27 protein-coding genes and 1 tRNA gene are annotated in these 25,705 nt (G+C 51.8%); 10 read left to right on the top strand and 18 right to left on the bottom strand.

Annotation, left to right across the window (positions count from 1 at the left end):
* Positions 1 to 2: 2 nt before the first annotated feature.
* Entirely contained in the window at positions 3 to 488 is a 486-nt protein-coding gene (locus ACSPJT_RS01595; protein WP_435894619.1) for a hypothetical protein, read from the bottom strand.
* A gap of 105 nt (positions 489 to 593) precedes the next feature.
* On the opposite strand from ACSPJT_RS01595, the gene ACSPJT_RS01590 reads away from it, so the two are divergent.
* Entirely contained in the window at positions 594 to 1,622 is a 1,029-nt protein-coding gene (locus ACSPJT_RS01590) for a glycosyltransferase (protein ID WP_435894618.1), read from the top strand.
* A gap of 2 nt (positions 1,623 to 1,624) precedes the next feature.
* Here the strand turns inward: ACSPJT_RS01590 and ACSPJT_RS01585 are convergent, their stop codons facing one another.
* From ACSPJT_RS01585 to ACSPJT_RS01575, 3 genes are all read right to left on the bottom strand, one after another.
* Positions 1,625 to 2,515 carry a DUF3500 domain-containing protein gene (locus ACSPJT_RS01585; RefSeq protein WP_435894617.1) on the bottom strand — a complete coding sequence of 297 codons (891 nt, stop codon included), beginning with the start codon at positions 2,513 to 2,515 and terminating at the stop codon, positions 1,625 to 1,627.
* 64 nt (positions 2,516 to 2,579) lie between these two features.
* Entirely contained in the window at positions 2,580 to 3,806 is a 1,227-nt protein-coding gene (locus ACSPJT_RS01580; RefSeq protein WP_435894616.1) for a type II toxin-antitoxin system HipA family toxin, read from the bottom strand.
* Positions 3,803 to 4,162 (bottom strand): helix-turn-helix domain-containing protein, encoded by a 360-nt coding sequence (locus ACSPJT_RS01575; protein ID WP_435894615.1) that lies wholly within the window; start codon positions 4,160 to 4,162, stop codon positions 3,803 to 3,805. Before ACSPJT_RS01575 ends, ACSPJT_RS01580 begins: the two co-directional genes overlap by 4 nt.
* A 156-nt stretch (positions 4,163 to 4,318) precedes the next feature.
* Between ACSPJT_RS01575 and yihA the strand changes: the two genes are divergently transcribed.
* Complete coding sequence (gene yihA, locus ACSPJT_RS01570; protein ID WP_435894614.1) at positions 4,319 to 4,915, top strand: ribosome biogenesis GTP-binding protein YihA/YsxC; 597 nt, start codon at positions 4,319 to 4,321, stop codon at positions 4,913 to 4,915.
* Positions 4,916 to 4,993: 78 nt separating this feature from the next.
* Here the strand turns inward: yihA and purC are convergent, their stop codons facing one another.
* Entirely contained in the window at positions 4,994 to 6,097 is a 1,104-nt protein-coding gene (gene purC, locus ACSPJT_RS01565) for a phosphoribosylaminoimidazolesuccinocarboxamide synthase (protein WP_435894613.1), read from the bottom strand.
* Positions 6,098 to 6,325: 228 nt separating this feature from the next.
* Between purC and ACSPJT_RS01560 the strand changes: the two genes are divergently transcribed.
* Together ACSPJT_RS01560 and ACSPJT_RS01555 are read left to right on the top strand one after the other, a co-directional pair.
* The gene (locus tag ACSPJT_RS01560) at positions 6,326 to 6,655 is read left to right on the top strand and encodes a KH domain-containing protein (RefSeq protein WP_435894612.1); all 330 of its coding nucleotides are present in this window, start codon (positions 6,326 to 6,328) and stop codon (positions 6,653 to 6,655) included.
* Positions 6,656 to 6,720: 65 nt separating this feature from the next.
* Positions 6,721 to 9,213, top strand: a complete 2,493-nt coding sequence (locus ACSPJT_RS01555) for a hypothetical protein (RefSeq protein WP_435894611.1) — start codon at positions 6,721 to 6,723, stop codon at positions 9,211 to 9,213.
* Positions 9,214 to 9,222: 9 nt separating this feature from the next.
* On the opposite strand, the gene ACSPJT_RS01550 is transcribed toward ACSPJT_RS01555, so the two are convergent.
* Both ACSPJT_RS01550 and pyk read right to left on the bottom strand, forming a co-directional pair.
* Positions 9,223 to 9,708 (bottom strand): DUF3592 domain-containing protein, encoded by a 486-nt coding sequence (locus ACSPJT_RS01550; protein ID WP_435894610.1) that lies wholly within the window; start codon positions 9,706 to 9,708, stop codon positions 9,223 to 9,225.
* 41 nt (positions 9,709 to 9,749) lie between these two features.
* On the bottom strand, positions 9,750 to 11,168 hold the full coding sequence (pyk, locus tag ACSPJT_RS01545; RefSeq protein WP_435894609.1) for a pyruvate kinase: 1,419 nt from the start codon (positions 11,166 to 11,168) through the stop codon (positions 9,750 to 9,752).
* 210 nt (positions 11,169 to 11,378) lie between these two features.
* Between pyk and ACSPJT_RS01540 the strand changes: the two genes are divergently transcribed.
* From ACSPJT_RS01540 to ACSPJT_RS01525, 4 genes are all read left to right on the top strand, one after another.
* Positions 11,379 to 11,469 (top strand) — tRNA-Ser (locus tag ACSPJT_RS01540).
* Positions 11,470 to 11,656: 187 nt separating this feature from the next.
* Positions 11,657 to 12,988, top strand: a complete 1,332-nt coding sequence (locus ACSPJT_RS01535) for a hypothetical protein (RefSeq protein ID WP_435894608.1) — start codon at positions 11,657 to 11,659, stop codon at positions 12,986 to 12,988.
* Positions 12,989 to 13,210: 222 nt separating this feature from the next.
* Positions 13,211 to 14,602 (top strand): hypothetical protein, encoded by a 1,392-nt coding sequence (locus ACSPJT_RS01530; protein WP_435894607.1) that lies wholly within the window; start codon positions 13,211 to 13,213, stop codon positions 14,600 to 14,602.
* Entirely contained in the window at positions 14,599 to 15,933 is a 1,335-nt protein-coding gene (locus ACSPJT_RS01525; protein ID WP_435894606.1) for a helix-turn-helix transcriptional regulator, read from the top strand. The genes ACSPJT_RS01530 and ACSPJT_RS01525 overlap by 4 nt, the downstream gene beginning before the upstream one ends.
* A 375-nt stretch (positions 15,934 to 16,308) precedes the next feature.
* Here ACSPJT_RS01525 and ACSPJT_RS01520 read toward each other — a convergent pair whose 3' ends face one another.
* Positions 16,309 to 16,584 carry a helix-turn-helix domain-containing protein gene (locus tag ACSPJT_RS01520; RefSeq protein WP_435894605.1) on the bottom strand — a complete coding sequence of 92 codons (276 nt, stop codon included), beginning with the start codon at positions 16,582 to 16,584 and terminating at the stop codon, positions 16,309 to 16,311.
* Positions 16,585 to 16,693: 109 nt separating this feature from the next.
* On the opposite strand from ACSPJT_RS01520, the gene ACSPJT_RS01515 reads away from it, so the two are divergent.
* On the top strand, positions 16,694 to 16,993 hold the full coding sequence (locus ACSPJT_RS01515) for a hypothetical protein (RefSeq protein ID WP_435894604.1): 300 nt from the start codon (positions 16,694 to 16,696) through the stop codon (positions 16,991 to 16,993).
* Between the two features lie 13 nt (positions 16,994 to 17,006).
* Positions 17,007 to 18,350, top strand: a complete 1,344-nt coding sequence (locus ACSPJT_RS01510) for a trypsin-like peptidase domain-containing protein (protein ID WP_435894603.1) — start codon at positions 17,007 to 17,009, stop codon at positions 18,348 to 18,350.
* Between the two features lie 189 nt (positions 18,351 to 18,539).
* Here the strand turns inward: ACSPJT_RS01510 and ACSPJT_RS01505 are convergent, their stop codons facing one another.
* From ACSPJT_RS01505 to ACSPJT_RS01460, 10 genes are all read right to left on the bottom strand, one after another.
* Entirely contained in the window at positions 18,540 to 19,190 is a 651-nt protein-coding gene (locus tag ACSPJT_RS01505; RefSeq protein ID WP_435894602.1) for a hypothetical protein, read from the bottom strand.
* A 55-nt stretch (positions 19,191 to 19,245) separates the two neighbouring features.
* Positions 19,246 to 19,791 (bottom strand): hypothetical protein, encoded by a 546-nt coding sequence (locus ACSPJT_RS01500; protein WP_435894601.1) that lies wholly within the window; start codon positions 19,789 to 19,791, stop codon positions 19,246 to 19,248.
* 427 nt (positions 19,792 to 20,218) lie between these two features.
* Positions 20,219 to 20,812 (bottom strand): hypothetical protein, encoded by a 594-nt coding sequence (locus ACSPJT_RS01495; protein WP_435894600.1) that lies wholly within the window; start codon positions 20,810 to 20,812, stop codon positions 20,219 to 20,221.
* A 35-nt stretch (positions 20,813 to 20,847) separates the two neighbouring features.
* Positions 20,848 to 22,122 carry a hypothetical protein gene (locus ACSPJT_RS01490; protein WP_435894599.1) on the bottom strand — a complete coding sequence of 425 codons (1,275 nt, stop codon included), beginning with the start codon at positions 22,120 to 22,122 and terminating at the stop codon, positions 20,848 to 20,850.
* A gap of 102 nt (positions 22,123 to 22,224) precedes the next feature.
* Positions 22,225 to 22,599 (bottom strand): hypothetical protein, encoded by a 375-nt coding sequence (locus ACSPJT_RS01485; RefSeq protein ID WP_435894598.1) that lies wholly within the window; start codon positions 22,597 to 22,599, stop codon positions 22,225 to 22,227.
* Positions 22,600 to 22,723: 124 nt separating this feature from the next.
* Positions 22,724 to 23,050 carry a hypothetical protein gene (locus tag ACSPJT_RS01480; RefSeq protein ID WP_435894597.1) on the bottom strand — a complete coding sequence of 109 codons (327 nt, stop codon included), beginning with the start codon at positions 23,048 to 23,050 and terminating at the stop codon, positions 22,724 to 22,726.
* A 151-nt stretch (positions 23,051 to 23,201) separates the two neighbouring features.
* A complete protein-coding gene (locus tag ACSPJT_RS01475; RefSeq protein ID WP_435894596.1) occupies positions 23,202 to 23,630 on the bottom strand; it encodes a hypothetical protein in 429 nt (142 codons plus the stop codon).
* A 36-nt stretch (positions 23,631 to 23,666) separates the two neighbouring features.
* Positions 23,667 to 24,194 carry an HIT family protein gene (locus ACSPJT_RS01470; RefSeq protein ID WP_435896168.1) on the bottom strand — a complete coding sequence of 176 codons (528 nt, stop codon included), beginning with the start codon at positions 24,192 to 24,194 and terminating at the stop codon, positions 23,667 to 23,669.
* Between the two features lie 131 nt (positions 24,195 to 24,325).
* Positions 24,326 to 24,577 (bottom strand): DUF7660 family protein, encoded by a 252-nt coding sequence (locus ACSPJT_RS01465; protein WP_435894595.1) that lies wholly within the window; start codon positions 24,575 to 24,577, stop codon positions 24,326 to 24,328.
* A 576-nt stretch (positions 24,578 to 25,153) separates the two neighbouring features.
* Complete coding sequence (locus ACSPJT_RS01460) at positions 25,154 to 25,582, bottom strand: hypothetical protein (protein WP_435894594.1); 429 nt, start codon at positions 25,580 to 25,582, stop codon at positions 25,154 to 25,156.
* Positions 25,583 to 25,705 lie beyond the last annotated feature (123 nt).

Raw genomic sequence — 25,705 nt, 5'->3', positions numbered from 1 at the left:
ACTTAGGCTTCTGGAAAACGCTCTCGCTCGGGCACATGGATTTCTCCGAGTAACATGGGTTCAGGAGGAACGATTTTCTTCACTGGTTTATCCTTGGGTTTTACAACTTTGCCCTTTCCCGGAGGTTTGGCGAACTTGTGTTTCGGCTTTGCTTTGTCGCCGTGGTCCGTTTGTTCCGGTGGCGGACAGATGGCACCTGCTAGTCTTGGTCCGGGTTGATCGGGTCGGTGCGCCCCCTTGTCGCTGTTACAAGATGCCAGAGCCAAAGACGCAATACCGGATCCCAGAGCGAGTGATGATCTCAGCTTAAACGATCCACAGAGTTTGCCTCCATTGGCCTCGTGTAAGGACCTGATTTCCTCAGCTGATTTTTCACTGAGATCATGCACATGGGTGCTGCACTTGGCACAGAACTTTCGTTTTTCATCGCCACTCATGGCGTTCCAGTTTTCGTGGCAAGGCTTTGGAATGTAATCGTTGGGATTCATATCGAGGTGTGGGTTTCTATGATCTATTGCCAGATGTGTTTGGTATTGTGACATCTATTTTTATCTTTGGTAGTCAAAATGCGCGGTGGATGTTTAGTCTGAGCCATGGCGAGACGCATTCCGAAAGTATCAGTGGTCATGCCCTGCTATAACGCAGCGGGCACGGTTGTTCGGGCTGTGGAGAGTATCATCACGCAGAGTTTCACTGACTGGGAACTCATCGTCATCGATGACGGATCTCAAGACGATTCTGCTAATTTGGTAGAGGCGATATCCAAAAAGCTGCCAGAAAAAATCAGACTGATCCGTAGACCTCACCTTGGCGTGGTCGGAGCTTCGAATTACGGTTACAGTTTAGCCCAGGCTCCATTGATCGCCCGCATGGATGCAGACGATGTTTCATTACCTATGCGGCTTGAAAAGCAATGGTGTGCACTGCAAGAATCACCTGAAATCGACATTATTTCCTGTCTGGTCAACTTCGCAGGTAGTCATGAATCCGCCGGTGGATATGCGCATCACGTCGATTGGGCAAATCGTCAAATAACAAAGGATCAAATCCGCCTGAGCCGCTTTATCGATCTCCCCACACCCCACCCTACACTCATGTTCAGAAAAGAACTGTTAGTAAATGGCCCTGCCTATGCTGACGGTGACTTTCCTGAAGACTACGAGTGCTTTCTCCGCTGGATCGATCGAGGAGCCCAGGTGGCCAAAGTGCCTGAGGTCTTGTTCGATTGGCATGATCCCTCCACCCGGCTCTCACGCAATGATGCGCGTTATGACATGGAAGCATTTCACCGATGCAAGGCGCCTTACCTCACCAAAGCCATTCAGCAGAGTGGCTGCGGAGACCGTGACCTTTGGATCTGGGGTGCGGGTCGACCAGCTAGAAAACTAGCGAAAACGCTTGAGCGTAACTGGAAAAAAGCATCAGGGTTCGTGGACGTAGATCCGCGCAAGATAGGCAATTACCTCCAAGGGCGGCCAGTGGTCGCAGTGGATCATCTGCCAAAAGCAGAGAATGCGGTCATCGTCTGCTACGTTGCATCCCGTGGTGCAGGAGATGTTGTCAGGGGTCAGTTGTTAGACCTTGGCCGAGTTGAAGGCATCGACTTCTGGATCGCTGCTTAGATTCACTTCACCCAAAGGCTCAAGTGAATGTGACCACGGCTGTTCTCCAAGTCCCACACCATGCCAGGCAAACCGCATTTAAAATCCCAACGTCCACCGTCAATACATAGTTTCTCCGGCTCTTGGTTATAAAATGCGACCCGAGACTTTTCCCATCCGCCGCGCGCTTTATGTAAGCGGTTGATCCGGTCTTGGATAGGTTGAGTGAAGATGCGTAAACGATGATTCCAGACCTCTTTCAATGCCTGCTGGCCAGCTGCATTGATCGAAGTAAATGCAACGCCATCCGTTTCATTCATGGGAGCACTAGAAACTCCCCTTTTACCTTTGATGAGAAGTTTCTTATCCGCAATTTTTTTCCAAGCCTCGATCATTCTCTTCTCATCTTCCTGCCAAACAAGAGCCGGATCCGAACCTAACAAAATGGGACCGAATTCCTTGGTCTCTCCCTCCGCCACTTCCAAGTGCACCACTGTCAGATGGTGTTCAGCGATACGAAAAGCAAAGTTCTCTTTTTTCCGCGGATCGCCATAGCAAGTGATCCAGTATTTTCCTATGCCGTCAGGAGTATCCTGCTTCGCCACAGCTTCGGCCAGTTTTAAGCCTTCTGCTGAAAGCACAAGCCGGAGAGTTTTGTCCAATTGTGCACGCTGGGTCTCAGACAATTTGGAAATCAGAATCCCCGGGCGTTTGCCACCGGTAAATTGCATTTGCCACCGGTTTTTATCGGTCACTGGATACAGACAAGCTTTCGATTGTGATTCATCCAGCCCATTGAGAAAGGCTGATACCTCTTTACGGAACGTGGTTTCAAAGTCCCCCGCTCTGGCAGTGACTGAAGTCAGAAAAAGCGAAGCGGCCAGACAGGTGATCGCGCGTGTGGAGTGGAGCATATTCATACCACACCAATAAAGCAGAAGATGTCGCATGCCGCCAGTGAGTAATCACACGGAAATCTCACGCCCCAGTGCCGGGCATTTCTTCGCGCACTTGCTCGGTTCGATGTGGGCTCAGGCCTGCTTGTTCGGCCCAGCGCGGCCAGTCATTGATCGCTTCCAGCACCCGCTCGATGGTGTGATCGATATGCCTGACGCTTTGAGATTCACCCAAGCGTTTGAGATCAGCACGACCGACATTGACGCTCTTGCCATTGACTGAAGCTGCACGCATTCCGCTCACCAGAGGGTTTGATGTTCTGGTCAGGTCATATGCAGGTGACACAATCCATGTCCCATCCGGTTCCATCAAGAAGGCGTGATTTTTACCATGATCATCCTCATTGCCGGCTAGCACATTGAAGCAGGCACGGAGGAAAACCTCCTCCACTTCGGCTTCACTACCAGTCAGCACCCTGGTGAGGTCCATGAGTTCGCCGTATTCCAATCCATTTCTAACAAGAGTATGAGTCAGTCCGGAATAAGTGTGGATATGACGTCGCGAATCACCTGGGCGGTCAAAACGTTTGGAGAGGAAATGGCAGGAACCCTCGGCACCATTCAAGAGGTGGGTTTCCGCCATCCGGATACCTGCGGAACGAGCCATCAGTGAATAGGCATACTCTTCACGACCAAGTTCGTATTCAGGATCGAGATCGAATTTTAATAACCATCGCTCGTATCCTTCGGGCAAGCGGCCACCACCGGCGACCGATTCTGAAAAGTCATCATTAAAGCCTAACAAAACCTTCGGCTGGGCTCCTCCGGGCGACAGGCCGGATCGCAATAACCCGGGAAGCATCTCCCCGGTTTCTCCGTGAATAAACGAGTGGGCATTACTGACAAGCTCAGCGACTTCGACGGTAAGTTCCTCTCTGAAAGTGCCGCCACTCAATGGCGGTTCATAGCCCAAGGCTCCCATCGCGTGGCCACCGGCGCAGGCGAGTTTTTGCAAAGCAGTCACCCTGTTCCACGGAATGCCCTTGTCGCCAAAGTAGCTCTTCATCATCTGCTCCCCCCACCAGTCGGGCAGGCTGTCTGCGAACAAGCCAAACAGCGGACCGAACTCAGGTGTAGGGGTAGTCACCGATCCCTGAAGACTGTTAGGCAGATAAACAGGTGAGAGCTCCGTGCCACGAGCCAGCCATTCTTGGTGGTATTCGAAAAAAATGCGGCCGTCGGCAGCCTCGGCGAGTTCGCCGATGACGACGTTTTCGCCGCCGCCTAAATATAATACTTCAACTCTCATGATTGGTTATCCTGTTTCTTGGAAGTGGTGGGTTTCTTGGCTGCGCGCCCTTTTCTCGGGGCACGTTGGCGCGAGGTGCGTTCGACATCATCGAGGGAGTCGTAACGTCTTTGATCTGAAAATAAAAAGCGCAGCTCGCCGTCGAGTCCTAGCGCTACAGCGACCTTTGCCAGGCGTTGTAACGACCCCTTGCCCTCGTGCTCCATCAGCTTCAAGGTGGATATACTGATGCCCGACCGATCAGCAAGTTCCTGCTGAGTCCACCCCTTTGCGAGGCGTTGGCGTCTCAAGCGTGCGCCAATTTCCCGAATAAGGGCATCGGGGTTGCGTAACTTAAGAGATTCTATTTTGTCCATCTGGGGGGAAATTGCCTCCTAACGAACAAAATAGCAACTATTATGTCGTTTTAGCCACCTTGAAAGTCAATAATTCTATGTATTCAGGACATCAAATATGATCTGAAAGCAACAAGACAGTTTGTCAGATCCCCCATTTCGGGTTAATCAAAGCGCATGCAAATTCAAAGCGCCACATTCGAGACCAGCTCGCCAGATCTTGAGAGCTGTCCGGAGTCTCCGCTTCCTGAATTTGCCTTCATCGGCAGGTCCAACGTCGGCAAGTCATCTCTGATCAATATGCTGACTCGCAAAAAGGATCTGGCTGTGGTTTCCAGCAAACCCGGCCGCACCCGCTTGATCAATTTTTTCCTGATTAACAAGAGGTGGACACTCGTCGATCTGCCTGGTTACGGCTACGCCAAGGCATCTGGAAGTGCGCGCAAGAAGTTCCAGGAAATTGTGACCAGCTACTTGCTGGATCGCGCTAACTTAAGCTGTGTATTTGTGCTGATCGATTCCCGACTAACACCACAAAGAATCGATCTCGAATTCACCGAGTGGCTGGTCGACTCCGGTGTGCCCTTCGTTTTGGTCTTCACCAAGGCGGACAAAAGCAAACCCAAAGCCGTCAGCGCGAATATCGAGCTGTTCAAAGAGGGCATGGCTGAATTCTGCGATGGTCTGCCACGCATCTACACCTGTTCCGCCAAGACGGAAAGTGGTCGAGGTGAATTGTTAGACTTCATCGATCAGGCGGTACGCATGCAATAAAAAACGCGGCCCTCGGTGAATGAGAGCCGCGCTAGTAAAAGAAACTGCGCCCGTTTACGGCGCTCGCTTGGGAATAGCTTATTCGACGATGCCGAATTCTGACAGCGCATCCAAGATCTCTTGGCGTGCGTTGGTGATTTCGGGCATTGCTTTGCCGGTCAGTTTTTCAGCTGTGCTCTTGTAGAGCTCACTGGTCGCCATCAGGGCCTCGACGGGCACCTTGAATGTTTTGCCAAGTGCTTCACGCTCGTCCATGCGCTCTTTGTTCAGAAGCACATCTGCCTCAGGCACGGCATCGCACAAGAACTTGCGGAACATTTCCTTGGAGTTCTCTACAATTTTGCCATCGGCGTAGGCTGACTTATCCCAGTAACGAGATGAATCCAGCGTGCCGACCTCATCGATGTAGATCATCGAATACCCGTCGCCAGAAGCGTTAGGGATGTAACCAAATTCAAACTTGGTATCCACCAGCAATTGCCCTGCTTCATCGGCTTGTTTGGCGATGATGTTAAAACCTTCTGAAAGGATGGTTTCATAACGATCCACATCTTCAGGCGAGCGGAAGGCAAACGCCTCGTAATTATCAAGAATTTGGTCGCGTGTAACATCAACATCGTCTTTCTCAGGAACGCCGGGGATATCTTTGAGAATTCCTTTGGTTGAAGGTGTGATCAAAAGTTCGTCCAGTTTCTGGCCGTTTTCCAAACCGTCGGGCAGAGGGATTCCACAAATGCTGCGCTCTCCACGTGCATAGCTGCGCCACATGCTCCCGGTGATATACTGGCGAGCAATCCCCTCCACCATGACTGGCTCGGCTTTCTGCACAATCCAGACCAGTGGATGAGGTGACTCGAGAATATGATTCCCTGCCAAGCCCGCTTTTTCAAATTCCTCGAACCAATGAAGCGCGGTAGCGTTCAGTGAAGCTCCCTTGCCGGGCACACCTTGTAATCCGTCTTCGCCTTGCCAGATAATTTCGTAGGCAGAAATACGGTCGCTGATCACCATGACCGCCAGAGTAGTGCCTGGGGTGACCTCGTATCCACGCTCTTCGCAGATCCGAGCACTGTCTTCAGCCGTCAGCCAATAAACTGAGCGTACTTTGCCGCTGTGAACGTTACCTTCGTGCCTGATTGGCAGATCGTCTGTCTTTGCAATTGCGAGGTCCGATAAACTCATGGGTTCTTATTTTACTAGTTCGTTGTTAGGTAGATTACTGGGGAAATTGTGGATGAAAAACCGCACAATTTTGCGTGTCGCTATCGTGGATTACCGAGCGATTTCAGCGGGGTTTTTCTAGGCGAGGCCTGAGTTATGGTCAATTCAAACCCGCTCTTGAATTGAAAAACACTTGAGGTCCATGAGTTTGACTCGACATTCCTAACGATTGGATTTCAACTCAAAGTCATGCGAGAAACCACTGACAACATCAAAGCCTTTCTCGAGTTCATCGCGCTGCAGTTCATCGAGCATCCCAGTGAAGCCCAGCTCCGTGTGGCTGAGGTCGATGAAGATCATGTAAGGTTCCGGTTGATCGTCGCCCAGAGCGATGTAGCCATGCTGATTGGCAGAAACGGATTTACTGCCAGCGCCATTCGCAATGTCATGAAGGCAGCCGCCCTGAAACAGGGTTTACATGCCAGCCTGCAGATCCATTCCCACGAAGAGGAACGTCAGAGAATGGCGGCCATCGAAGCTGGCGAAATCATTGATGACGGCCGTGACATCGAGGGTTAAAAACCTATCCGGCCTGAGTGTTTCCACTTTCGCCGCGGCTGTTTTCCAGCTATAGTCAGCTCACTATGCCACGCAAGCGACTACTCCATCATCTGCGCTTGCTGCTTGTCTTGGTGATCGGCTTAGTGGTCGGCACGATCGTCGGCGGAATTTATTACATCAACCAGACTGGGGTTAATGACCACTGGCGTGGTGAGATCGCAGAGGAACTGGAAAACCTGGGCATCATCGCGGACTTTCAGAGTTTAAGGATAGAGCCGACGCGTGGCCTGGTCGCTGGAGGGGTTCAGATTTATGCCGACGATAGCCGGGAGGAGGTATTGGCTCGCTTGGAACACCTTGTGATCGATGTCGATAAAACCAAACTCATGCGCGGCATCCTGCGGGTGAACAAGGTTTCCTTGAAAAAGGCGAATATCTCACTGCCGATCGATCCCGACGATCCAGACGGCCCCCGAGTCGAAATGAATGAACTCCAGGGAGACATGCTGCTACCTGACCGAAGCACCATCGAGGCCAGAAAAGTCTCAGGTGTTGTGGCTGGGATCCGACTCGAATTAGACGCAAGAATTTGGAGCAAACACCTCACTGGCAAACAGCCGGAACCACTCAAGGAGGTGCGGGTGGCACGGATCAAACTCATCGCCCGAATCATTCAAGAAATTCAGAACTGGCACTGGCCGGAGGGCAAACCGCCCCTGCTCAAACTTTACCTTGAGGGTAACATCGATAATCCGGACTCGGCCCGGCTCGACTTCGAACTCTCAGCCACGGAGCTGGAGCGCGATGGTGTAGTCCTGAACAAGATTCTCATCAGTGGTGACTACCAAAACAAGATGGTCACCTTGGATAAGATCGAACTCGGTGACGGTGCTGGCAGGATTTCGGCTAAGGCCGACTTCCACCCCGCCACACGCAATTGCCGGTTTGAGGCCGACTCAACGCTTCATATTCAGATGCTCGCGCGCAAGGTGTTTGGACTGGATATTCTCCAGCAACTGACCTTTTCAAGACCACCTGAAATCTCATGCACCGGCAGCATTGATTTTGATGAGAACTTCAAACCTGATGTGCAAATCACGGGCCATGCTGAAATCAATAGCTTCACTTGTCTTGGTACACGTTTCAAGAATCTGACCACTGACTTTTCAGCTCACGGCATCGATGTTTTCCTAACAGGCCTGACAGCCACGCATTCGAAAGGTGAACTCAAGGGGCGAATCTTGCTGAAAAATGAAACCGTCCGATACGAAGCGGAATCCACTCTGCCGCCATCGGCCTATCTCGCATTCATCAGGGACTCCCCCATCGCCGAGGCCCTGGACAACGCCGATTTCAACGAAAACTCCAGCATCCACATCGTGACCAAAGGCACCATGAACCGCCGCGATGTGACTGACTGGGCCGCCAGTGGCTCGGCTACTTTTAAAAACTTCGCCTACATGGATGTGCCGATGCACAGTCTCGGCGGAGAGTTTGAAATGAGCAATTTGCGATCCAAATTTTCAGACATCGAAGCGCATCTCGACTACACCAACTACTCACTACGGAAAAGGCATGGCGGCCCGGCGGCGGCGCGAGCAACAGTGGACGCCATTACCATCGACCGGACCGATGAGACGGTGCGACTTTCTAACATAAGGACTACCGCATGGCCTGCGCCTATCGTGAAACTTTTCGTCCCCAACGTTGCCGAACATATCGAGGAATATCGCTTTCACCGTCCGCCCAACTTGATTGCCGATGGGGTCTTTGGTCTCAAGCCGAATGATCCTCGCACCAATTTCCGGATCGATGCCAGCTCACCTGGCAGCATGAATTATGATTTCCTGGGCAAACCACTCACGATGCAACGACTGCGTGGGCGAGTTAGAATTCGCCACGACCGAGTAGAGGTGACAGGACTCAACTTCCATACCTTTCAAGGACCAGCTAGTGGCAGCTTAACCGTTCGCACAGACCGCCACCCACCCACCTACAACGGAGAATTCCAGTGGTCCAGACTACACCTCAAAGACATCGGCAAGCTTTACCGCTTCGATAATGCCGAGCGTGGACTGCTAACAGGTCGAATGGATTTCAATGGCCAGGGCGACAACATGCGCATGTTCAACGGCAAAGGATCGCTCGGGCTGGAACGTGGAAACTTGTTTTCCGTTCCAATGCTGGGTCCGATTTCGCCACTGGTGGGTGCTGTGTTAGGAAAAAGAAATCCAACACGACAGCAAGCCGAGGATGCCTCCTGCACCTATGTGATCCGTCGTGGAATCGTGTATTCCAATGACTTCCTTGCGACCACCCGATCGCTTAAATTCACTGGCGAGGGCAGCATCGATCTACAACAAAAACAGATCAACCTGTTAGTGCGGATGAATGCTCGTGGACTCTTTGGCGTTCTTTCCCTGCCCCTCCGTCCGTTCATGGGGCTATTCCAGTTTCAAGGCACCGGACCAGTGATGAACCCACGGTGGCGAACGGTGATTTTCACCAACCCTGCACGCGGCAAAGATGACCCCATCTTCAGAAAGCCACCCAAAGCGCGGGTTATTGCAGAGTAGGCCTGCCGTTTATTTACGCAGAGCCCCCCAGATCATCCCCGCGCCCCCGATAATAATGAGACCGGGAAACCAAAGACTGTAGCCAGCAGCCTTGGTATCATGCTTGAGAATGGCGGCATCCGGCTGGTCCGGATTCACCCATGCGGTATGAGTCGTTCCAGGGGCATATTCCGCTGCTAATGTTTCGACCGGACCCAATTCCTTAGTCCACTTCGCACCTCGGGGTGAAATCTTATCGGAGGTATATTCTCCACCCTGATACGTGTAGCCAAAGAGCACATTGAGTCGAAATTCCCTCGGCGAACCTTTGAACACACGTTCATCGATCACCGAGCGCAAAACCAGAGCCTCAACCTGTGGCCATGCACGGCTGGCCTTGGCGTGCTGGTAGCTGCGGATCATTAGCCACTCGAACACGCCACCCGCCAGAATAAGCATCAGCCCAATCAGGCAGAGGAAAATACGGCCCGCACGGCCATTGTTGGATTGGTTCATGGGAGACGGCTACGCTGAAACCCGACCACAATCAAGTGACATCAGGCGTGAACCAGTAAAACAGAGTCCACCACCTTGTCTTTTTGGGTCATGTCCGAGATCACCACTAATGGCGTGCCCGGTGTCACGGCATTATCTGCGATCAGCACTTCGATCGCCGTTTTCAGAGTATCTTCCGGATTGTCACTGAAGTTAATTTTCCGAGTTGTTAAGCCTCTGGCGAGATTGATTTTCCGGCAGATTGAATCCTCAGGAGCAAATGCGTGAATCGCAGAAAGTGGGCGCAACAGAGCCGTTTGCACAGGCATGTATCCACGACGGGTGAACACCACGAGGATCGCATCCGTGATCGAGTCAGCCAGCTGCACGGCGGCTCTAACGGTTTTTTGTCGCTCGGTGCGCAGCAAGGCATCAGCGCCATAACCCATCCCCCCACTCCGCTCGATTCGACGCGAAATACGATCGAGAATTTCAACACACTCGACCGGATACTTTCCTACACTGGTCTCACCACTAAGCATCACGGAATCAGCTTCCTCAAAGACGGCGTTGGATACATCGGTCACCTCGGCACGTGTCGGCAATGGGTTGCTAATCATCGACTCAAGCATGTGAGTGGCCACGATAACCCGTGTGCCCATTCTCATGCATCGCTTTACGATCTTGCGCTGAATGATAGGCAACTCCTCAATATTGACCTCGATCCCCAAATCTCCACGGGCGACCATGATGACATCGGACTCAGAAATGATATCGTCAATATTTCGAACCGCCTCTTGGTCTTCGATTTTGGATACGATTCCAGCATCACCACCACGCTCTAACATCGCAGCGCGAAGTTCTCTAACATGAGCTGCATCGCGAACGAATGATCCGGCGATAAAATCCACATCACAGTCACAAGCCATTGAGAGGTCCGAGTGATCCTTCTGGGTCAAAGCCGGCAAGTTGAGTCTGACCCCGGGTAAATTGATATGACGCCGACTGGTCATCACCCCTTCCGTGCACACCTCGCAGACGATGCGATCTGATGACACTTTCTCGATCCGCATGAGAAAGTTTCCGTTATCAACCACCAGACTGTCGCCTTCAGATACATCGGCCATGAGGCCATCGTAGTTCACCGTAGTGGAATGCTTTTCCTGTGGCTTGGTATCGCGTTTGCGAAATTCGATTTTGTCCCCCTTTTTTAAATCCAAGGGTTTCTCGACATCGCCGGTTCTGATGGAGGGGCCTTGCAGGTCGCAGAGAATCGATGTGTGGCTTTGAAGACGGTCGGAAATTTTTCTAATTCTTGGACAAAGGTCGCGAACCCACTCGTGAGTAGCATGGCTCATGTTGAGTCTGAAAACATTGGCGCCGGCCCGAATGAGAGCTTCGAGCATTTCGTCAGAGTCAGTGGCTGGGCCGAGAGTGCAAATGATACGCGTTTTGCGGTAGTGGCGGTTCATAGGTCGCATGCTAATCGAATTTGTGAGCCTGTGACAATTTTCAAATGGCAAGTGCTCGTGTCATTATCGACCAACAACCACCGAACATGCGCCCTGCCCCCTTTAGATAGGATGATCCGAGCCCCCGATGAATTATTTTCACCACAAAGCTCATCACCTCTTGACGAAACCTGCGAGATCGGTGTAAACAACGCCCGTCGCCCGCCGACACATCGATTAGGACCGATGGCTGAGTGGTCGAAAGCGCTCCCCTGCTAAGGGAGTATACCCCAAAAGGGTATCCAGGGTTCGAATCCCTGTCGGTCCGCCATTTTTTAATTACCTTAAAACCAATGACTTGGAGCTCATTGGTTTTCTTTTTTAGGGGCATGTGATACCTGTGGTGATACACAAGCCGACGAGAACCGCAGAGGTTTGACGATGTCCCATGAGGCTTGGGTTTGTAATTTTCCCTATTGCCTGATGCCACAACGTTTGATGTATATGTAATCAAGACCATGGCCAATTCGAAAAACGAGAACATTGATGATCCTGATCTACAACGTCAACTCGCCAAGCTTCATGCAGCTTCAGAAAAAGAAGCACGAGGGAAACCGGCAGCAAAGAGTAAGGCTAAATCTGTTTCGGTTAATTTGAGTGACGTGAAAAGTCTCATGAAACGTATCTCAACAAATGATAGCCCAGACGGTGTGGCAGTTCATACGCTCGAAAGTGCCAAGCTATGGGTGAAATATATGGGTTACAGACTTTTGAGGGAAATCGAGATCAGATATGTGCAACATTTACCCCCAAAGAGGCTTCCAGAAATCGAACCGATATACGGGAGATCTCCTGCACCAGAGGCTCTCACCTCAAATAATAAAAATGAAATCAACCATACAACGGTTGCTGCTCCCGGAGGGGTGGGAAGCCGTTTATCATCAGAGGGTGAAATGCCTCCCCCCTACCCTTCAAAAAGCTGGACATCTATCGAGTATAATAATGGCATTTCAAACAGAGTCTTTCTTGATGTGGCTCCGCCTGATGTCCTATCAGGAGAAGACAGCTACGATAAGTGGCATGAAATACTAGTCAGAACCAAAAACTTCATATCGGGTATTCCAGGATCAGGTTGCAATATTCACACAATCTTAAAACTTGGTAGGCAATCAAGAAAATGGCCTCGTCCCACGTCCGAGGATGAGGACCAGTATCTGAAAGGCGTAGCGGGAGGCCACCTGAAGACACTGAAACACAACCTCAGGTTATTGGGTCTTTTAGCGGACTCAGAATACATGGAAACCCCATCACCTGAATATTTAAACCGGCTCAATGATTGGTCTGCATCAGAAGAAGTTGATATTCACCTTAGTGAGACAGACATGCTTGAAATCGCCCCAGATTTGTTACACAGAAAAGACCCTCGAATGATCTGGAAGATGATTAACATGCTACTGAACTATCATAATTCCAATCAGCCCAACACCAACAAAATCATCCCCGCTGAGTTAGAATGGAAAATATACAATCTCCGAGCGGAAATATGGGAACTCGCTGAAGCTGCCTTTCTTGCTGGCATGGCGACTCAAAGAGGTCAACTAGCCACAGAGGGAAAACACGCATTGCGAGGGGAGCAAATGACCCCAAAGAAGGGAGCTAGTCATCGTCACAACAAGCCGATATATGAAGCCATAAAGGAGTACCATTCTTCGAAAGGGAATGTGCCCACATACTCAGAACTGATAGCATTTATTGGCCACCAAAAGAGTGCAGAATGGCATTCCGCTATAAAGGATGTAACGGAAGACTCGATCAAAGGCCTTATTAAAAGGTATAAAAAAAAATCATAGCCGCATCTTGAACGACTTTTGAGTTAACGTGGTTAGCTCCTCTGTCATTAGCATTCCTGAGTCAAGGCCCCATCTGTTGTGGCAGCACTTATGTATAAGAGCATTAAGCAAGATAGTTTTCGGCCATTTCTTTATTTCGACTAATCTACTAATCTTTACGGTTTTCGCTGTACATCCTTCACCGAAAACCTTATACTTCCTGTCGTACCAAAAATACAGCGTATGACAGCTGAAGACCAACACAAGCTCATCCACTTTCTCCGGACCTTCGACGCCGTCGGGCTGGGTGAAGGTGACATCAACGCCGGCGTCAACACCCTGGCGTCCATGCTCTGCGCCCTCTCCAACATCGCCCGTCCGGGTAGCGGCATTCTCAGTGACGACAAGAAAGTGTCACACGTCGGCTGCAACATCCTGGTGTCAGGACCGCTCAGTTCGAGCCTGGTCACCGACGACGTGCTCGACCCCCTCCGAATCCGCCAGAACAACCTGACCGCGCAACTCGAACGAGTCCGGGCGATGAAAAGAAATCAGGAGCAGCTCGGTCCGCCCCTGCTGAGGAATTTCCTGAACAGACCGCAGCCCAACGATTCGGAGAACGCGCTGCTGGGAATCCTCGGCGACGAATCCGGAAGCACGGCAAGCAGGTCGAACCAATGGTCGTCGGTCACCCGCCACCCGCCGAACCCGGACTTCGGGGAACTGACCGGAAACACGAAGGTCGTGATCACCGCCCCCGGTCCGGCCCAGCTTGAGAAGCAACTTTCCGGCACGCACCTGGGCCATCCCCTGGCGGTCATGGGACTGCCCCGCACATCCGGCACAGGGCGCACAGCCAGCCTCTGTGACGCGCTCATGGACGGGAGGTATCCGGACGGAGCGGGAGGCAAGACCGTCCGTGGCAACCTGATCCTGACCGATCCCGGTGACATGCTGAACGAACTGGCAAAAAACGGCGGAGAACATGTCGCATGGCTCGACCGCATGCTGTGGCTGGTCGACGGTCATGCAGGGCCCGTGGCTCCGGACTGCGACCCTCCGGCGTCTCCCCTGGGAAATGTGCACAGCATGTTCGTGGGCGCGCTGGCGTCGGGCTTCGGAAAGCGCCTCGACCACAAGTCGCCCCATCCGACGCTACACAAAATCAATTTCACACCCGCACAACACCGGTGGATGAAATTCCTCAGGAGCATGGAGGAGAGTCTCCCCGGAATCAGCGGAAGCGCCAGAAACCTGCTGGCCACGCTGGCCTTCGGTGTTCTCGAACTGACGGCAACTCCCGTCGTCCAGACAGACGCACAAAAACACCTCAAGGGTATCGAGCAGTTCGCCAGCCTCCTCATCCAGCGCATGGCCAATGCCAGAAACGTGATGACCTACTCGTTCAAGGAGACACGGAACTCCGAACTCAGGGAAAGCATTCTTCTGAAACTGGAGGAAGGCCCCCATACGGTGCGCGACCTGACACGGAGGTTCAACCGTCTGACCGCCCCCGACTGCCGCCGGTTGCTCTCCGGCCTGCTCGAGGATGGCAAGGTCGGCAACTCCGGGGGCGAATGGCACCTCAGCGACACTCCAGCCAACACCTCACCACTCACACTTGACATAACATGATGACAACAACACCACCCACCGCTTACGAACAGTTCACAGAACCCGTCTACAAGGTTCTGGATGATTTCATGCTCAACTGCTCCGACGACCCCGAGACCCGGGAGGCAATGGCAAGCGCCATGACAGTGTCCTACTGGCAAATGGCGGCACGGGGGCTCACAGCCCAGCTCCCCTCCATGATACTGGTCAACGCGGGCGGTGCGGAAGATCCCGTCCTGGACGCAATCCGCAAACTCTGCAATTACCAGAAGGACGAACGCACGGACATCAGGGGCTCCGGCCGGTTCGCCGGGGGAACACCCGCCCAGGCTCCCGCAGCCATGCTTTTTGCCGTGCGCTCACTCCAACAACACCGGAAGGACTTTCCGATGTCGCCCCCCCTGTCCGACTGGGAAAGCTACTTTCATGACGCAAGGGTCACGGGATATGGCAAAGGTGACATCAGGCCCTACGCCGGAGCATTCGATCCGAAGCTGGGGCTTGTCACGGACCCGCGCAACTCGATCACCCTGCTGCTGGACGACAAGCAGGACTGGGAAGCCTTCCGTCACGACCTGTCCGGGGAGCCTCAGAAAATCCGCGAGCCGTCGGGTATCGGACGCGGGCTCGATTTCACGGCGAAGTCCATGGCGCTGTCCGGTTCTCTGGATGCAGACGATTTCGATGAGAAGCTGGTGGACGCGGCGCTCGAACTCGGGCACCCCCTGTTCTTCCTCCCTCACACCAGCAGCGCCCCAGTCAAATTCCGGAACTATCCGGGGATGAGCTATTTCGCACTCCATCTGAAGACTCCGGGCCTGATCCCGCGTAACTACCCGCTCATGCCGGAAGACAAGTGGTGCCGGTACTATCAGAAATGGATCTGGAAACGACTCCTGTTGATGCCGGTCAACTACAGGTTCTGCATATTGGAAGCGATACACAAACTGCAGAGCGTCTGCGAGACCCTGGCGCTGTACACCGGTCCCGCCAGCGGCGATCCTGTTCCGGGTGTTGCGGAACTCGCCAACACCCTCTTCAACTCGTTACTGAGAAGTATGGCCCTCAGTCTCGCGTTCCTGGCCTGGCACGGCCATGGTATCGAGCCCGGTTGCTCGGTGAACACTACACGCAAGGTATTGAAACTGCTGAGGGAGGACGGTGGCTCCATGAAACTGAGGGACTTGCATCGCGCCACGGGATTCGGTTCGGCGGCAAAGCGTGACGAGGTCTTGGCGCGGCTGGAGATCGAGGGGCTGGTGACGCTGGATGACAATCTGGTGAGCGCCAATGACATGCACGAGTTCATCGCCAACATCCGGGAGCAGTTGCCAATGGCCGACCGGGGCTGATTGAGTGGTGAGACCGCCCGGACTTTTTGCCGGGAAACAGCGCCTGCCCGATCTGGGGCAGGCGTTTTTTTTTGTGTCTGTCGGAAAAGTGCCGGAGCTTCCGGAATGTGAACCACAGCACCACCCACCGACAGTGCCGACATCACTGCATCAGACTGCGCGGCATCACAGCTGGCAATGCCGGGTCAGTGACCTTGCTGGCGGTGGAATTGTGCGACAACCAACCGCCCTGGAAACGGCCTCCTGACGCGCCGGATGCATGCTCCGCGCAAAATCCATCCTGTCTCACGGCCTTCGTACGTCAGCGGCGTACTGTGAGCCATTCAGAGCATATCCGCGCAAGAAAGGCATTGATCCCGCCGACGGAACGCTTGTCTACGGTTTCCCCTGTCGCAGCACGTCGCGCAATCCGTTCACCCTGGATGGATACAGATCCTTCAGATCACACCCCAGAACCCGGGACAAAACCAGCAGCTCCGCATCATTCACTCTTCGCAACCGGGACTCGATCTTTGACAGTCCGGCCCTGCTGAGATCCCAGCCCTGCACCTGGATCTTCGCCGCCAACTGCTCCTGGGACAGTCCCGCTTCGACGCGCATAGTGCGCAAGACCGGCCCTACGATGTTCTGGTTCTTGTCGTCTGCTCCCATTTCGGAGCTTGACGTTAGATCAACTGATCATAATTATTGCTCCGATACGGGAGCAACGAGTCTCCCCAGACTTCACTGTTCCACCCAAGTGCAAACCTTGTAAGAGTCCATGATTTGGAAACCCGCCAACCCCCGGTTTGAACGACAGGCCCTCACTGCCCTGTGGTGGATCATGGGGACCGCCACACTCGTGTTCGTTGTTTTGGTGGTCATTCCCGCTGTATTCGGGTGGTTCATGGACTTCCGATCAACGCCGGGCGAACTCGCGTCACGTGCGATTACTTATGACAGGGAACTTGTGGCCGGCGGAGATGACACGGAGTGGTACCTGCGTTTGCTGAAAAACCCCTGGGCATGGGGGGCTGTTTTATTTCTGGCATGGATGCAGAACACATTTTCCAACAGATAACCCGCCCGTTTTCATGACTCCCCACAGTATCCAACTCTCAGACGGTCCCAAGTCTCCCTCCCTGTTCTGGAGACGTTTTGCGGCAGTATTGATCGATTTGCTTGTTCTGGACATCTTCGAGCGCATCGCATTGGGAATAATCGGAACCAACCTCTGGGCTCTGATTCTTGCCTGGGCGGCGTTCCTGCTGGTCTGGTATACCTCGTCGCACCTGACCGGAGCCTCACCGGGCAAGCTGCTTGCCGGCACCATCACTCGATACAAGGTTGATGAGTTCTCCGGGCCCGCACTCATTTTGCTCAGGTTCATCGTTGTCTGGGCTCCGCTCTTGGCTATCAAGTTGCTGTATACGACGCCCTCGGAATCACACCCGTTTCTGTGGCTCTGCCTATTGTGGTACTTACTTGTCGCGGTCGGAATGGCCATAACCCGTGGCAAGGGAGGGTTGCAGGATCAAATCTGCGACAGTCAGACAATGGCATCCCCCCTCACGGCCCATTCCAAAACCCGCAAGCTCGTCATATGCGGGGCGTTGCTTTTGTGCGTCCTGCTGAGATTGCATTGGGCTTACTTGGCGGACGTGCAATGGCAGAAAGATCACCGGGGCGGAGACAGCGCCGTCACGGGGAATGAAACCCTCCCGCCGGAAACACCCGGGATTCCGTTTGAGTCTCTGAAGCTTTCCGCCCCGTTCGTTCGAGGTTACTTCATCGAAGAAGACTCACTGTCACCAAACGACACCGTCAGATGGACCGGCTCGGCAGTGGTGATCGGCAAGATAAAGGACAAGCTTTACCTGGTGACCAACCGCCATGTGCTCGGACTGGAGGAGCTGGCTGCAAGCGACGATGACGGAACTCCAGAGACCAGCAACTACGACCTCAGGATAATTTTCGCCAGTGGCAAGTATGCGACGGTCGAGCACTTTACCTTACGCCGGGATGATTTCGATCTGACATGGCTGGTGATAGACGGAACCGGGCTTGTCGAGGGGCGTGATTACCAGACCCTCGAATACACCGGCTCGATACCGATCAGACTTGGTGACGACGTTGTCGCGGTCGGATCGCCTAACGAGTTACATGGAACACATACTTTCGGAAAGATCAGCGCCATCCGTGAATCCGGAGCCGTCATCCAGACCGATGCAGCCATCAACCCCGGCAACAGTGGCGGACCACTACTGGTCAAATCGGGTGACCGCTATCACTGGATCGGAGTCAACACCTGGAAGGTCGGCGGCAACGACAACCTGGGTTTTGCAATCAGTGCGGCACTCGTCATCACCGACGACCAGGTCAGGGTTGAAGCCAACGCCCGGGGCGCGACGCAAGCGGTCGAGGAACTCTACAGGTGACCGCGTCACACCCCGGTTTTCAGAAACACGTGTACACGAAAATGCCGCGACCTGACAGGACACGGCATTGTTGTTATCTTTGTGCGTATCAACCGGCCCGAATTGCTGCCGGTCTTGAACCAAAGCACCTGTCGAAGGATTGCCCGACTATCTGGCGTTGCACTTCATGCTGATGGCTTTCCGCACGCCTCAGTATGGCTCCTCATCAATGCCGGAGAGAGTCCACAGCATCAATGCGAACGATGTCAGCTGCAGCTCCTTCGACAGTCGCCCGGGCTTTATCCCGGTGTCGGCGATACTAATCACCGAAGGATCAACCGGATTCCGGCGTGCTACCAATATCGAACCGCCTTCTGCCGCAGATTCGTATATCCATGTAGAGCCATCTAGTCCCTGAGGCTGCCAGAAATTCCGAGGCATGATTTCAAGTGGTGCATTGGAATACAGAATCTTCAGAAGCTTCTGTTGAGCTTCGGGCAGCTTCACACTGCGGTCCAAATCAAGTTCCCCCCATGAATCGCCAAACGGGTCGTCATGAGGTTTGAGACGCTTGACCTGCAATCTGGACTCACCGGGAAACCATTGAAACATCAGAGTGGAGTGGAAGCTTCGCCTGATGGCAATCCTGATCAATGACTTCTTATTGCCGCTCCCCTTGTCCAGACGTTTTTCCCTGAAGGCCGCAAGCAGACCGTTACTGATGAAACTATCAGACTTGAGGTCTTTTGACCTGTCAACCGGCTTTGGATCTAGTCGGGAAAACGGATCTTTGTCCTGCTCCCCACAAAAGACAAAACTCTGAGTAATCAGGAATAAACAAACGAATACACTTTTCATCATATTATGGAAGGTTTTCGGAGCCACCGCCGCTGACAGGCAACCGGACCGGGACCTTTTAACCAGGGTTCCAACCATCAGGCAAACTCTGCCCCGGAACTATTGGCGTGGACGTGTCCGTCACGCCCCTGCCCCCTCTTTTTTGCCTGAGTCGGTAATCGCACGTCATGCAGCCCTTGATCTCGTCGCAAACATCGTCTGAGGTCATGACCGTCTCGTATACCTGGCCAGCTTCGTCCGGTGACTCGCAATCCCAGAAGTAAGAAGCCCAAGTCTCAAAATTGCGCTTATATGCCGGATATATCTCCCCGATGACCGTTAAAAAAGCCGGCTCAGAGGAAGCAGTGCGAAGGCGCAGCCATTGCCCGGCCAGAGGCGACGGACGGGTTATGATGCCCCTATCTTCAAGAGTCGGCCTGCTAGCCGCCAACCGCTGATATTTGGTTAGTTTGCGGTATGCGGCGCGATACCAGTAATGGAAATCACGCTTGTTGTCCGATCCGTAGCGATCTCTGTAGCACCGGTCGTAGAACCCTTCAAAAACCCGGCTCAACGACCGGTTGAGAAACCAGTCTTCGATGGCAAGCCCGGATAACCGGAGCAATCGTGACTCCTGTTCAATGGGTAACCGGCCGAACAACTCGAAGTAGCCACTGGTCGGCTGCCCCTCTTCAAACAGAAAGAATGTGTCAGCTGAATTGTGCCGCTTTTTCGCATTGTATGTATGTGACGCGCATACTCCGTTGTCTACGGAAGATCGCCCGCCTCGTGCTGACGGCCGGACGTGATCCACCCAATCGGTCTGGACACCGGGCCGTAGCGGCGAATCCAACAACCACAAATTGACCCCTGAAAAGCAGCATGTAGCCCGGTCTCGGACGAAAATCTTCGCTTTCTGAAGATCTGTGAATTCTGTGCGTGCACGTCTCACTTCTGTTATTCCTCTCTGACGTAGAACTCAACCGATTCGTCTAGGGAAGCCGCCACTGCTTCATAGTTTTAACTCAAAAACGGTCTCGGACTCAGGACGGTTAACGGTCGTCAGCACCGCCTTGTTCGGCCTTATTAATCATCTCCTTGGATATGATCTTACCGCTTGTAGCATCAAACACATACCGGAGGCCATCTATGGTGTCTAATATGAACTTATTATCCGACTCTAACTTGCACTTAGGACCTCTCCAGAAATAGTGATTAACTGTGCGCTCAATCTTCTTAGGATCTTTTACTAGATCAAATGTCGAATAACTTTTCAGGAGCTTACCATCCTTGTAGAACTGAACAGCGACATGATTTTTGGAAAGTTCTCCCCCCGGGCTCCAAGGCCCCATTCTCACAAGGTAACTACCATCCATCGAAAGGAAAACCTGATGCGAATACCATCCAGAAACCCTATAAATCTCTTTCATCGAACCATCCGGTTGAAGCCTGTGCGCTACCCCATAGGGAGGGCTAACCATCACACGATTCGGCGTATAAGCGTACCTTCCAGGTATCATAGAAAATGTAACAGTCTTCCAGTATTCACTTACAAATATTCTTGGTCTCTCTCCAGCCGGGCTGTCTGCCAAAATAGGCAGGTTCAAGATCATCAAAACTAATAATATGACTTGTGGTATCTTCATTTTGTTGTTGGCTAACGTTTGAGGCCAGCCACCAGCTACTGGGGGCGCACCTCCGATTCAGTTTGAGGCTTCGACTCCGGAGCGGCAGCGGGTTGGTCAGCGCCGTCTTGTTCGCTGCTTCGGTTTTGCTCGATCACGGGGTCGAGATACTCGGCGTTTGGTTCAGCATCTTGAAGCATTGCTATGCATGCTTCGCGACCAAGTTCTTCGGGTAGCTTTGCAGCCTGCGCCAAGAGAGATGCGCGTACCCCGCCGCCAGCAACAAAATAGGCGTCGCGCTTCGTAAGAAATACATCGGCACCGTGTAGCACTGCCGCCCCAAATCCCTTCCTCTTGAGCCCATTGTAGGACTTCATCCAACGCCAAGCACCAGGGAGATCCCTAGCGGCCCAGTATCCCGCAGCACTTCCGAGGCCGTTTCGGATCTTCCTATCCTTTTGATCGTCGCGATACGACCAGTTCAATCCCTCGATGTCGGACTCTAAAAACCAGCGTTCTGCCGCCTCTGCATCATCTTGAAGCCATCGCCCCATCAGAGCCGTGCGAATCTCTGAATGGAGCCACCAACCGTGCCGCCATTCTCGCTCAAGCAGTTGATTCACCTCCTTGCGCCAATCTCGACCACGTGGAGCGGATCTGAGGTATCCTCCCAGCATGCTTGCGACAATCATCTCTTCGTAGTCATCGGAGCGGAAGCTGATGAGTTCATTGAATGCTCGATCCGGATCGACCTTAGCGAGATGCTCGCAAAGAACGCGGTAAAAGGCGCAAACAAAGTCATCTATCACCAATGAGTTCGATAAGGAACCTTTCCTGTCCTTGAAGGATTCCCATGCGACCTTTGGATCAACTTCTGACCAGCCCTCAATCGCACCCAAATACATCTCAAAGACGTATTCTTGCATCGCCTCACCAGGCCCCCCTTCAAGGCCGGTTCCAGCGAGCTTGATCTCATCGGCGTTCTTATCTTCAAATGCACGAACCGCCCTCAACGCTCCGGAAGGGTCGAATCTCGCCCACATCCGGTATGCTACCCTCTCGCACTCAAACCCAATATTCTGAGCGACAAGACGGATCTCATCCTCACTCAGGGACTCAAAAATCTGTCGGATAGTGGCATCATACGCCTCGCGACTCTCTTCTGGCTTGCTACACCATAGGTCGTAAGCCGCCTCGATACGCTTCTCGATCCTCGCAAGTGATTGCTCCTCGGCAGTCGGCAGCTTCTGCTCACATGGAGCAAGACACGTTACGGCAAGCATCACCCCGATTACGAGAGCGACATTCTTCAACTTGTGATGGCGAGGCATTGACGGGAGTTTTTTCAGCGAACGTAGAGCTCACCGGCCGGTGTGACAAGGTCGAAGGCCGCGAGTGGTCAATTCCTTGAAATGGTTTCTGGCTGAGGACGGTTAACGGTCGGATGAAGCGCCTTGTTGGGCTTGTTTTGATGTTTTTCTAGAAATAATTGATTCAAATGTCTGGTTTGATTTATCTTTCTTGATTTGGATATAATTAAGGAGGTATTTCTTGAAAATTGGCTTAGTCATGTAATCTGATAATGTCATAGCCGATACAACAGTGATGCCTACTATTAAGGACTGGACTGCGTTGCTTCCGACTATTGTTGATAACCAAGTCCCTACTATTACAGGTATAATCAACCAAACATATGGCTGCCAATGCCGAAACTTCTTTAGATAAGCATATTTGAAGGCTGCTTTTTTATCTTCATCAGCCAGGTCTTGGAACTCTGGTATAGATTCCGCGAATGAATATCGTTTCATTTTTAGCGAACGTCATAAGACACCCATCCGCTACCGGGGGCGAGCTTCGACTTCGGGGTTAAGGGCTAAAATCATCTGAAAAATTCGACTCGGAACGGGTAGCGGATTGGTGTGCTCTGCCTTGTTAGGCTTGTTTTTGGGCGGGTGTGCTGTCGGTGTCTTCTCTGATGAGGTCGCTCTCAGGCTGATCGCCGCGCTCGTAAAAATGGCTGAACAAAAATCCAAATAGCGGAATTCCCAAGAATACGAATCCGGAAATCGCTAAAATGGTCCTCAGTACATCATTCTCAGGCTGTTCTAGGCTAGGGAACACATACAATGCAATTCCTCCAATAACCAATGCAGCCACCTGTAATCCCAGCATAGCCATAGTGGTGATTACTCCTGCATACATTCCTCGGCCGAAATTCTTCTTCCACCAAGCAAAAGCGTGTGAGAGCTTGTTGTTCATTTTATTGGCCTAACGTAGAGCTCAACCGCGCCGTGTAAACCAGATTTGCAACCATTCATGTTCTTAGATCTCAATGGTTTCTGGCTGCGGACGGTATCGCGTCGGATGAAGCGCCTTGTTAGCTTTTTTTTTGAGTCCAGCTTCGAGGAGTCTATGGAACTAGCTTAACTCTGGCACGGATACCTGAGCAATAGCATTCTTCTACTACTTTGCTTGCAATATCTAATTCTTCCAACAAACGTTCTTGTGTCGAGCTATCGAGATGAATCAATCCGTCCTCAATAGCAGTTCTACTAGCTTCGATAGTAAGGGTCAATTCGGCTGGATTAGAATACACTGGTTCTGCTTCTGCCCCAAATTCCTCCGCTATTATAGAGTTGTCTTGGAATTCTGACCATTTTCGCACTCCTAGTTTCCTACAAGCTCTATCAAGCAGGTTCATCTTCTTGCAGAGAACTGAAAGGTCATCTACGTGTTCGTCTTCTTTAGCATTCTCAGCTTGGATCCATATTGTTGCGCCCATATTTTTGTCTAACGTAGAGAACAACCGCCGCGTGTAGAACAGCCGCAAATCATTCATGGTTTTAACTCAAAAACGGTCCCGGACTCAGGACGGTTAACGGTCGGATGTTTCGCCTTGTTCGACGATTTTTTTGCGAACCATCTCCACAGTCTCTTGAACAGTCGGGCCATGAATTTGAGGTGGAGTCTTACTCTCACAAAACTCTCTCCAAATGAACAAAGTCATATCAGCACCATCGAAGGTCGAATCACTTCCATCGTCATATACTCCGGGTGTGTAAAACTGACGTAAGGCTCTATACCTTTCATCACTGTAGAACGCACGCGCCACCCAATCATATACTGGAATTACATGAAAGTGAATCGTATGTTCCTTCATGTGACCATAACGACCTACGTAAAAATGTGATGGGGAAAGTTGTTCTGTAATGATCTGTTGAAGCCTCGCGAGGAGTAACCCTAGTTCGAATAATGCTTCCTTCGATAAGCTAGAGAGGTCATTGGTATCCATCTTTGATCCGACCATGAAGTAACCAGGAAGCTCCGAGTTCACACGATGATTAATCGTCCAATGATCAGTCTCGTGAACGACTAGGTGATCTGGAGCGCGGAATGCATTCATTTTATTTTTGTCGAACGTAGAGCTCAACCGCGCCGTGTAAAACAGATTCGCAGCCATTCACGATCTTAGCTCTGCAACTTCATCGGACAACGGACGGTATCGCGTCGGATGAAGCGCCTTGTTCGGCCACATTATTCGTATATTCTTGCCGCTGAAAAGGCCTCACTAATCTCTCTCCACGGATTAACGGAACCATAGTCTATATTCATGTTCCTATAGTATCCACCATTATCACGTAACCACGCCTGCAAAGCCTCGATGAACGATGGTAAATCATTATTCTCCCATGTGCCACCATTCTTCGCGTGGTCATCGAGTATGCAATCAAGGAACCTGGCGAGATCATCTTTCGAGGTAATATGCTCTGTGTGGTCAATATTCATGTCTTTCTTATTATTGCCGAACGTAGAGCTCAACCGCGCGCTGTAAACCAGATTCGCAACCATTCACGATCTTAGCTCACAATGGTTTCTGGCTCCCGGGCGGTATCGCGTCGGATGAAGCGTCTTGTTAGGTTCATTATTCAGTATAGTTCATCGCTTGGCCGTGACTGTCCGCATCTCTCACAATGAGTAGCCCCCCATGGCAACTGACTATTACAATGCGTGCAACGTATCAGATCTGATGTGTCCAGCTTAGGTGGTTCTAGAAACCAGTGAAGGAATCCACATCTTCTGCATACTCTAACGGAAGCCTCCTCATTCAGCCAATCAAGGTCAAAAAATGTAAGCGCCCGGGTATTAAGCATGACCTTGCGCTCATCATATTCCGCATGATTGCACTGAAGACATTTGAAATGTGAGAGAGGCATGTTCGTGATTCTTATTATTTTTCTTACCTAACGTTTAGCTCAACCGCCGCCCAAGCAACAGCTGAACATCTTAAAAGGCCTTTCTCGGAAAACAGCTCCTCGCGTCAGGACGGTTAGCGGTCGGATGCAGCGACTTGTTAGGCAAGTTTTATTCGCCATGATCAGCATGAGCCTGATCCATTGCATTCTTATGTGGAGTCAAGCATTCATCCACCAAATCTGTGTATTCTTCATAGAGATTATACACCTGATCAGTTCGATTTGAGCACCACGTTTTAATTCGATAATTGCCGTTGCCAATAGGAATAAATACTGCGTCAAAATCCATATGATATAATTCATGCTTATCTATGAACTCATGTGTTCTATCATTAATTGATTCATTAACCTCTTCCGCAGCATTAAGCACCAATGTTTGATATTTGGGGTTATCCTCAATGCACGAGCAGTAATGCATGACTTGCGATTCAGCGGTTAGCGGATAACGGTGATACATAGATCTTAACCAAAACCCAGCCGAACCCCCGATAGCTAGAATCAAAATAACCAAGAGTAGTCGCTTGCAGATCAATTTCATATGCAGTGAGTAACGTTGATTCTCGCAATATTATTAGCCTAACAGTTAAATGGACGGCCGGTCGTAGTTTACGGGATAGACGACCGTCAGTCTATCGCATAGAAAAATTAGGGTGACAGCTAA

It is taken from the genome of Oceaniferula spumae, assembly GCF_042849255.1.
Taxonomy (GTDB): domain Bacteria; phylum Verrucomicrobiota; class Verrucomicrobiia; order Verrucomicrobiales; family Akkermansiaceae; genus Oceaniferula; species Oceaniferula spumae.
Note: the sequence above shows the minus strand (reverse complement) of the source record. Positions and strands in the feature narration are given on the sequence as shown.